The 8,178-nt window shown below is 64.4% G+C and carries 6 protein-coding genes; 2 read left to right on the top strand and 4 right to left on the bottom strand.

The genetic code is table 11. The annotated features are described in order from the left end of the window. Window positions 1-704, top strand: a 704-nt coding sequence (locus X735_RS140795; RefSeq protein ID WP_023813383.1) for a glycosyltransferase family 2 protein, incomplete at its 5' end; no start/stop codon positions are given. Between the two features lie 9 nt (window positions 705-713). Further along, window positions 714-2,498 (top strand): ABC transporter ATP-binding protein, encoded by a 1,785-nt coding sequence (locus X735_RS140800; RefSeq protein ID WP_031213654.1) that lies wholly within the window; start codon window positions 714-716, stop codon window positions 2,496-2,498. A 281-nt stretch (window positions 2,499-2,779) separates the two neighbouring features. On the opposite strand, the gene X735_RS140805 is transcribed toward X735_RS140800, so the two are convergent. From X735_RS140805 to minD, 4 genes are all read right to left on the bottom strand, one after another. Then, window positions 2,780-4,246 carry a hypothetical protein gene (locus tag X735_RS140805; RefSeq protein ID WP_023813381.1) on the bottom strand — a complete coding sequence of 489 codons (1,467 nt, stop codon included), beginning with the start codon at window positions 4,244-4,246 and terminating at the stop codon, window positions 2,780-2,782. 326 nt (window positions 4,247-4,572) lie between these two features. Beyond that, the gene (locus X735_RS1000000166885; protein WP_023813380.1) at window positions 4,573-6,777 is read right to left on the bottom strand and encodes a diguanylate cyclase; all 2,205 of its coding nucleotides are present in this window, start codon (window positions 6,775-6,777) and stop codon (window positions 4,573-4,575) included. 295 nt (window positions 6,778-7,072) lie between these two features. Next, window positions 7,073-7,345, bottom strand: coding sequence for a cell division topological specificity factor MinE (gene minE, locus X735_RS140810; RefSeq protein ID WP_023813379.1), 273 nt, complete (start codon window positions 7,343-7,345; stop codon window positions 7,073-7,075). Beyond that, window positions 7,342-8,157 carry a septum site-determining protein MinD gene (minD, locus tag X735_RS140815; protein WP_031213651.1) on the bottom strand — a complete coding sequence of 272 codons (816 nt, stop codon included), beginning with the start codon at window positions 8,155-8,157 and terminating at the stop codon, window positions 7,342-7,344. The genes minE and minD overlap by 4 nt, the downstream gene beginning before the upstream one ends. Window positions 8,158-8,178: the final 21 nt, after the last annotated feature.

Here is an 8,178-nt window from a genome sequence, read left to right as displayed (position 1 = left end):
TGAGGCGCGCGCGCGGCCGTGTGCTGGTCTTCGTCGACGATGACTGCGCGGTCCATCGCGATTACCTGCGCGATCTGGAGCGACACTATGCGTCCGGGGAACAATGGCTCATCCGGGGCGGACGTGTCGAGCTTGGCGATGCCAGGGATTTGCCGTTCACCATCAAGCGGTCGTGGGCGCGCGAGCGGCTGACGCCAGATGTTCATCCCGGCGGCTTCGTGCTGGGCTGCAACATGACGATGCACCGCGATGTCGCGGCCCGCATCGGCTATTTCGACGAACGCTTCGGCGCCGGCGGACCATTGCGGTCGGCCGAGGATACCGATTATCTCGTGCGCGCGATGCTGCTCGGCATCGCAGTCGAGTATGTGCCTGATATGACGATATTCCATCATCATGGCCGGCGGGATCGCAAAGCCATCGAGAAGCTGCACCGCGACTACAGCCTGGGCAATGGCGGACTCTGCCTGAAGCATGTTCGCCACGCGCCCTGGCTGCTTCGCCATTTCTACTGGGCCGCAAGAGGGGCTATCAGGGAATTGGCGGGAGGACCCGCCTTCGATCGTGAACTCAACCTGCCGCACTGGCCGATCGTCGCCATGAATTTGCTCGGCGCGGCCAGATTCGCGGTTCTCCTGCTGGCCAGACGGCCGCGGGCCGAGCCAGTGCGGCAAGATCAGCAAGCCAATGCCCAGGCGAGGTGAAACGCAATAATGCCAATGCTGCCGCCAAACCTGCCGATGCTGTTCCGGGCGTTCGGAAAGCGGCAACTGCGCCTGCTTCCGGCGGTGGTGGTACTCGGCCTGCTCAGCGCCGTCCTCGAAGGGTTCGGCATCGGCCTGATCATCCCGTTGCTGGGCATCATCATGGGACACGGGGATGCGGCCGGAATGGGCGGCTTCTCCGCTGTCCTCCAGCATGTCGGATCGGGCTTGAGCGAGCGCGACCGGCTGATCGTCATTTCGGTCGCCATCCTCGGCTCGATCATCCTGAAGAACGTCTTCGCCTTCGCCAACACGCTGCTGACGACCTTCATCTCCGGCAAGGCAAGCCATTCCATCCGTGGCGCCCTGTCGGAGCAGCTGTTGCGGGTCGGCTACCCATTCTTCCTGCGGCAAAGCCCCGGACGCCTGCTCAACATCATCTCCAACGAGTCCTGGCGGGCCTCCGATGCGATCCAGATCATGCTGTCGGCCATCGTCAGCGCATCGGCCGCCATCATCCTGTTGGCTTTCCTGTTGCTGCTTTCGTGGCGCATGACGCTGCTGGTCACGCTCGGACTGGCGCTCGTCCAGATCGCGCACGCCATCCTCTCTGCCAATCTGAAGGAGCCCAGCCGCAGCGTCGCTTCGCGCAACGGCCACCTCGCCTCGCAGATGCTTCACCTTGTGCATGCCGGACGGCTGATCCGCATCTTCGGACAGGAGAACCGGGAAAAGGCGATATTCGACACGGCGTCGGATGCGGTTCGCCGCGCCTCCTTCGCGCTGCTCGTGCGCCAGGGAGCGCTGCCGCCGCTGACGGAGGTTCTCCACGCCATGCTGTTCCTGGCGGTGGTGATCGGCGCCTGGCTGGCGCAGGTGAGTTTCCCGCTGATCATCGCGTTCGTCATCCTGCTCTACAGGCTGCAGCCGCATATGCGGGCCCTGCAGGGGTCGTGGAGCCAGTTGCAGGGCCTGAGCGGATCGCTCGAAGAGGTGACATGGCTGCTGGATCCCGCCGGCAAGCCGCAACCGCCGCAAGGCGACGAGCCGTTCCACGGCCTGCGCCAGGGCATCAAGTTCGACGATGTGACATTCACCTATTCCGGTACGGACCGGCGCGAGGTCGTGCTGCATGCGGCGACATTCGAAATCCGCGGCGGCCGCTCGACGGCGCTGATCGGCCGCTCGGGCGCCGGCAAAACGACGATCGTCAATCTCCTGTGCCGCTTCGTCGAACCGGACACTGGCAGCATCCTCGTCGATGGATCGCCGCTCGACGGGATCGACGCCAGCCAGTGGCGACGGCACATCGCCCTGGCCAGTCAGGAACTGGAACTGGTCGATGGCAGCATTTTTGAAAACATAACCTACGGGCAGGATACGGCGACAGCCGGCGACGCCGAGGCCGCCGCAAGACTGGCCGAAGCGCACGAGTTCATCGAAAGGCTGCCTCAGGGCTACGAGACGCTGGTCGGCTACAGGGGCGTCAATCTGTCGGCGGGACAGAGGCAGCGGATCGCCTTGGCGAGAGCCCTGGTCCGCGATCCCGATCTCCTCATCCTGGACGAAGCCACCAATGCGGTGGACGGGCTGTCGGAAGCGGCCATCGTCGAGACCCTGAAGTCGAGAGCCGGCCGCCGCACGACCATCGTCATCAGCCACCACCACAGCACAATCTCGTTCTGCGACGACGTGGTCATCCTGAGCGGCGGCCGCGTGAAAAAGCAGGCCCCTTTCGGCGCCCTGGCCTCGCTCAGCATGGACGAGCTTTATCAGCACGAGCCGCTCGACTGAGGAGGCACCGGGCCGGCCGCGATCGTTTCCCGGGCGTGTTTGCAGCCTCCGGCCGGCGGGCCGTCGCAAAGGTTCGAATCAGAAGCTTGGGGAAGTGCCGCTGGCACCTTCCGTGATCGCACCAATGCCGTGCGGGACCGAGGCGCGCTACCTTGCCTGTGCGGCGGACCTGTCGATCCGCCTGGCCGGTGCCCCATTGGGCTTACTCTCCGGGTGAGGTGCCGGCCTCCCATGCACAAAAGACCTGAACCGGGTCGCCTGAAGCCCTTCAGCGCCACACTTCAGCTAGCGGCGCCGACATTCCTGCGCATGCGCCGCCTGCCCGTCGTCCGTGCTTTCTTCGCCATCGCCCCGGTTATCTCGACCACGCCGTCCTCGCGCGGCCTGCCATTGGTGGCCTTGTGGAGCCGCTCGTAGGGCAGCAGTTCCTTGATCCGGGCATTGAGCGATGCGATTTCGGCTTTGAGGTCCTCGCATTCCTGACTCTGCACGTCGAACTGTATCTGTTCGGACGCCTGTTGCAGCGTCAGCTGAGAAAGGTTGGCGTTCACCTTGGAAAGACTCATCTTGTCGCTTTCGCTCTCCTGGGTCAGCGCGGACAATCTTTCATCGGCGATCTTCTTTTCGGCCAAGGCATCGTTCAGTTCGCTCTTGAGCCTGGCGATCTCGCCTGCGGCTTCGCTGTTTTCGGTCGAGGTTTGCTCCAGCCGCGATTGCAGGTTCTGGATCTCCGAGCTCAACCCGCGCATTTCCGCCTGGCTGCGAGCCAGCTCGGCTTCCTTGTCGCCTTCCATCATGCGTGCTGCTTCGTTCGTTTCCGACAGCTTCGCCTGTGCGGCCTCGAGCGACTTCTGGAGCCGCATCTCCTCTTTCTCGCTCTTGCCGAGCGCGGCCAGCAGCTCCGCCAGCCGCGCTGCTTCGCTGGCATGGACCGCCGACAGCTCGTCGAGCCTGTGGCGCGCCTGCGATTCCCGCTTCAGCGCCTTGTCGAGTTCGAGCGACAGGTTGACGTGCTTTTCGCGCAGCATCTTGCTTTCGCGCAAGCGCCTGTTGGCCTCGACTGTCCTGGCGGTCAGCCGCTTGGCGATGTCGCCGAACTCCGCTTCGCGCTTGGCGCTCGCATTGGCTGTCTCCACGAGTTCCAGCCTTACCGCGGCAAGTGCCGCACGAAGCGTCTCCCGGTCCTGAACCAGGCTTGTCTCGCGCTGCTGCAGCGCTTCGAAAGCGCCTTCACGCTCGCGCAGCTTTCTCGTCGCATCGTGCAGCTTCTCCGACAGCGCCCTTTGTTCGGCGGCCAGGGCGGCATTGGCGACCTCCAGCTCGTTGGCGCGCAGGATGTCGCTGTGCAGGATGTTGAGGAATTCACGCGTCAGATGGTGTGAGGTGCCGATCTCCGACAGCTTGTCGTTGATCTCCTCCAGATAGTCCCTGGCGTCATGGAAGAGACCCTCGAAGGCGCTCAATGCAGCCAGCCGGGTCTGTGTATGGGCCGTCAGTCGTGGCGCGGTTTCGGAACTGTCCGCATCGCCCGCGGCGTCGGCCTTGCTGGCGTTGTCGTCATTTGCCGCGTCGGCCTGGGGTGGCCCGTCATCGGGTGCCGCCTGGGCATCCGGCACATCGTCGCTCTCCGACGGCACCAGGTCGTCGGCGTCGAGACTTGCATCCAGCGCGTCCGCCAAATCGATCTGCAGGTCCTGGATCGCTTTATCCACGTCTTCAGCACGCTTGATCAGGCCTCTGAAGTTCATCACCAAACTCCCCTTACGCATACCTCGCTTCGAACTTAACAAATTGCTAATATATCCTTACATCCGCTGCTTGCGCAGGGGAAGCCCCGTCGGCACAAAGGTAAATTTGGGACATTTGGGGGTTGAAATAGCCCGAACAACCAATGCCGCAGCCGAAAAGAGCCGGATCCTCTGACAGTGTGGAGGTCTGAAGGACGGCAAGACCGCGGCCGCTCAGGAAGAGCCCGCGCGCGAGACCTCGAGGGCAGAGAGAACTTGCCTGATCCCTCTTGGCAGGCGCAGGATGACTATCGCGGGCCGGGCCGAGTGCTCTACCCCAAACGGTCTCAGCTGCTTTTCGGGGCTGGTACCAACTGGATCGGAGGTCGCTCGCCGGACGCGTTGCCCAGCGCGATGGCGACGCGGTCGCGCCCACTACCCTTGGCCTCGTAGAGCGCGTGATCCGCGGCGTTGGTCAATTCGGCCCAGCCCACGCCATGCTCGGGGTAGGCGGCGACACCGAACGAGGCTGTGACGGTGCCCAGCGTTCGGCCGCGATGCGTCAAATGAAGCTTCCTGATTGCCTGGCGCAGCGCTTCCGCCCGCTCGGCACCTTCCTGGACCGAGCTTCCCGGCATGACCAGGGCAAACTCCTCGCCGCCGTAGCGCGACACGACATCGCTATCCCTGGCGTGCTCGATCAAGGTGGCGGCGACCTGCTTCAGGACGAGATCGCCGGCTTCGTGGCCGAACGTATCGTTGAACTGCTTGAAATGGTCGACATCGAGCATGATGATCACCAGCGGCTGGCCCGAGCGCTCCATCCGGCGCAGTTCGCGGCTGCTCGTCTCCTCGAGATATCGCCGGTTGAACAGACTGGTGTTCGGATCGCGGATCGACTGCTGCCGCAGCGTCTCGCGCAGGCGCAGATTGGCCAGGGCGAGCGCCAGCGTGTCGACGACACCGCGCAGGATCTGCTGTCTTTCAGTCAGCCATTGTGGCTTCTCGGCCGCATTCGGCTCGCACAGATGAAGGATGCCCAGCGTCTCGCCTTGGGCCGCCAGAGGCATGCAGACATAGCCCTTCTTGCCGTTCTCGGTGATATGCGCGCAGCGCGGCGTGAGCATGCCGGGGCCAGCGACATGTTCCTGGCCGCGCCTGAGCGCCCAGCAGTCTTCCGGCGCGAATTGCGTGGCGCTCGAGCGGACGTCGCCCCAATGCGCCATCTCTTCCACCAGGTTGCGCGACGCGCTGGTCAAGTGGACGGTTCCGCTCAAGCCACCGAGGAACTCGGCCATGGCCGTGCCGACCACCGAGAACGCTTCCGGGAAGGTGACGCAGGCCTGCAGCAGTTCGCCAAGCTTCACCAGACGGGTCGTGGTCTCGGACTTGTCGTGCAGCTCGCGGTTGAGGAGCGCCAGCTGATCGGCACGCTCGTTGACCACTCCTTCCGCGCGGCGCAGCTCGCTGATGTCGTTGAGCGTGAGGACCAGGCCGCCTTCGGACCTGCTGAGCGGACTGCAACTGGCGATGACCGGCAGATGCGAGCCGTCGGATCTGGTCAGGCGCACTTCGCCCTGGTGTTGCCGGCCCGTGGCTAACGCCATTTCGATGGGAGAAGCGCCAGCGGCGAACGCACCGCCTCTGGGGTCGCGAACCGTCAGCACCGAATCCCATTGCTGCCCGACGATCTTGTCGGCGCGCCGCCCGATCATCGTTGCCGCCGCTGGATTGGCGCTGGCGACGCGGCCGTCGCCGTTCAGAACCGCGATGCCTTCGGCAGCCGTTTCGACGATGTCCTCGACATGCGCACGCGCCGATGCAAGCTGGTCCGCCATCGTGTTGAAGCCATGGGCCAGCTGCCCGAATTCATCGTTGCGGGCGTGGCTGATGCGCGTCATGGCGTTGCCTTTCGCCAGCGCTTCCATGCCGCGCATCATGTCCCCGAGGCCAGAGCTGAAACGACGGAGCAGCAGCCATGCGAAGCCGACCGCGACCAGCACGGCGGCCGTCGCGCTGAGGCCAACCAGCCAGAGCAGGCTGTTGGTGCTTTGTTCGGCGGCCTGCAGAACGGGGTCATATTCCAGCAGCACGGCACCGATGATCGTATCCTCGGGATTTTCGATCGGAACGGCCAGTATGGCGTTCACTTCCTCCGGGTCGACAAATCTGCGCGGAATGCCGTCCGCCAAGGTCTGGCCTATTTCGTTGCCGGGGTCGTGACCGAATTTGTCGCCGACCTGGTGCTCTTCGTCGGCGGCATGGGCAAGGATGGTCTTGTTGTTGTCGAGGACCAGGAAATCCCGGTGCAGGCGGCGGTGCTGGTGCTCCATGAATTGCTTGAGCGCCTCGGGCCGCTCGAGCAGCGAAGGCGTCCCATCGGATGATTTGAAAACGATGGTGTCGGCCAATTCCCGCGCGACGTTGGTCGCTTCGGTCAACCCCAACGATTTGGTCGCCGCTATCTGCGTAAAGATCGCAACGCCGCCGACCAGCCCGATCAGGGCCGCGGCGGCCACCATGGAGAGAATGATCTGGCTCTTGATACGCATGTCATGGCTCCGCCGAGAACGACAGCATTGCGCATGTCAAATCGAGCCAGCATCTCATTTCCGGGTTTTTATTACCAAATGCTTATCAACGTCCTAACGATGGCAGGCGAAGCCGCTCCACACGCGGAGGGAGCGGACTGGGCTCCCCACCTCCCCCTTGTGGGGAGGTCGGACCGCAGGTCCGGGTGGGGGTGCTGGCGCCAACCCCCACCCCGATCCGCTTTGCGGATCGACTTGCCGGGGCGAGCCACCGGTCTCGCCCGTGCTTCGGACCCCCACAAGGGGGAGGGTAAAGTCACCCCGCCATGGCCATCGGCACGGCGCTCTTGTTGGGGATCTGGATGTCGATTTCCAGTGTCGACATGGTCTCGCCGCGGTCCATCGAGACCTGCAGATAGTCCTGGTCGATCTGCACATGCTTGGCAATGACGGCCATGATCTCCTCGCGCAGGATGGAGACGAGGTCGGGCTGGCTGCGGTTGCGGCGCTCGTAGGCGAGCAGCACTTGCAGCCGCTCGCGCGCCACCGGGGCGCTGGAGCGCCGCTTGAAGATGTCGAGCAGGTTCATGCCGCCCTCCTTCCCAAAAGACGATCGAGGAAGCCCTTGCGCTCGAAGGGCACGATGACGGGCAATTCCTCGCCCTCCAGCCGCCTGGCGGCGTCGATATAGGCCTTGGCGGCCGCATTGAGCGGCTCCGACAGCGTCACCGGCGAACCGAGGTTGGAGGCGCGCAGCACGTCCTGGCTCTCGGGGATGATGCCGAGCAGCGGCACCGACAGGATTTCCAGAACGTCGTCGATGGACAGCATTTCGCCACGCGAGGCGCGCGCTGCATCGTAGCGGGTGACCAGCACATGCTTGGCGATCTGCTCGCCCTGCTCGGCCCGCAAGGTGCGGGCGTCGAGCAGGCCGATGATGCGGTCGGAATCGCGCACCGACGACACTTCCGGGTTGGTGACGATGACCGCCTCGTCGGCAAAGCGCATGGCGAGCTGCGCGCCGCGCTCGATGCCGGCCGGGCTGTCGCAGAACACGTAGTCGAACACCGAGCGCAGCTTGTCGATGACTTCGCCGACGCCCTCCTCGGTCAGCGCATCCTTGTCGCGCGTCTGCGAGGCCGGCAGCAGGAACAGCGTCTCGACCCGCTTGTCGCGGATCAGCGCCTGCGAGAGTTTCGCCTGGCCCTGGATGACGTTGACGAGGTCGAACACCACCCGCCGCTCGGCGCCCATGATCAGGTCGAGGTTGCGCAGGCCGACGTCAAAGTCGACCAAGGCCACCCTCTTGCCGGTCTTGGCCACGGCCGCCCCGAGGGCCGCCGTCGAGGTCGTCTTGCCGACGCCCCCCTTGCCCGAGGTGACCACCACTACCTTGCCCATTGAATAGCCTCCGTTGTTGTT

The sequence above is a fragment of the Mesorhizobium sp. L2C084A000 genome (assembly GCF_000502875.1).
GTDB lineage: Bacteria > Pseudomonadota > Alphaproteobacteria > Rhizobiales > Rhizobiaceae > Mesorhizobium.
Note: the sequence above shows the minus strand (reverse complement) of the source record. Positions and strands in the feature narration are given on the sequence as shown.

What these genes read in the sequence shown, in the direction of transcription:
- minE (WP_023813379.1), bottom strand. Translation starts at nt 7,345, where the DNA reads ATGAACCTGCTCGACATCTTCAAGCGGCGCTCCAGCGCCCCGGTGGCG.
- X735_RS140800 (WP_031213654.1), top strand. Translation starts at nt 714, where the DNA reads ATGCCAATGCTGCCGCCAAACCTGCCGATGCTGTTCCGGGCGTTCGGA.
- X735_RS140805 (WP_023813381.1), bottom strand. Translation starts at nt 4,246, where the DNA reads ATGAACTTCAGAGGCCTGATCAAGCGTGCTGAAGACGTGGATAAAGCG.
- X735_RS1000000166885 (WP_023813380.1), bottom strand. Translation starts at nt 6,777, where the DNA reads ATGCGTATCAAGAGCCAGATCATTCTCTCCATGGTGGCCGCCGCGGCC.
- minD (WP_031213651.1), bottom strand. Translation starts at nt 8,157, where the DNA reads ATGGGCAAGGTAGTGGTGGTCACCTCGGGCAAGGGGGGCGTCGGCAAG.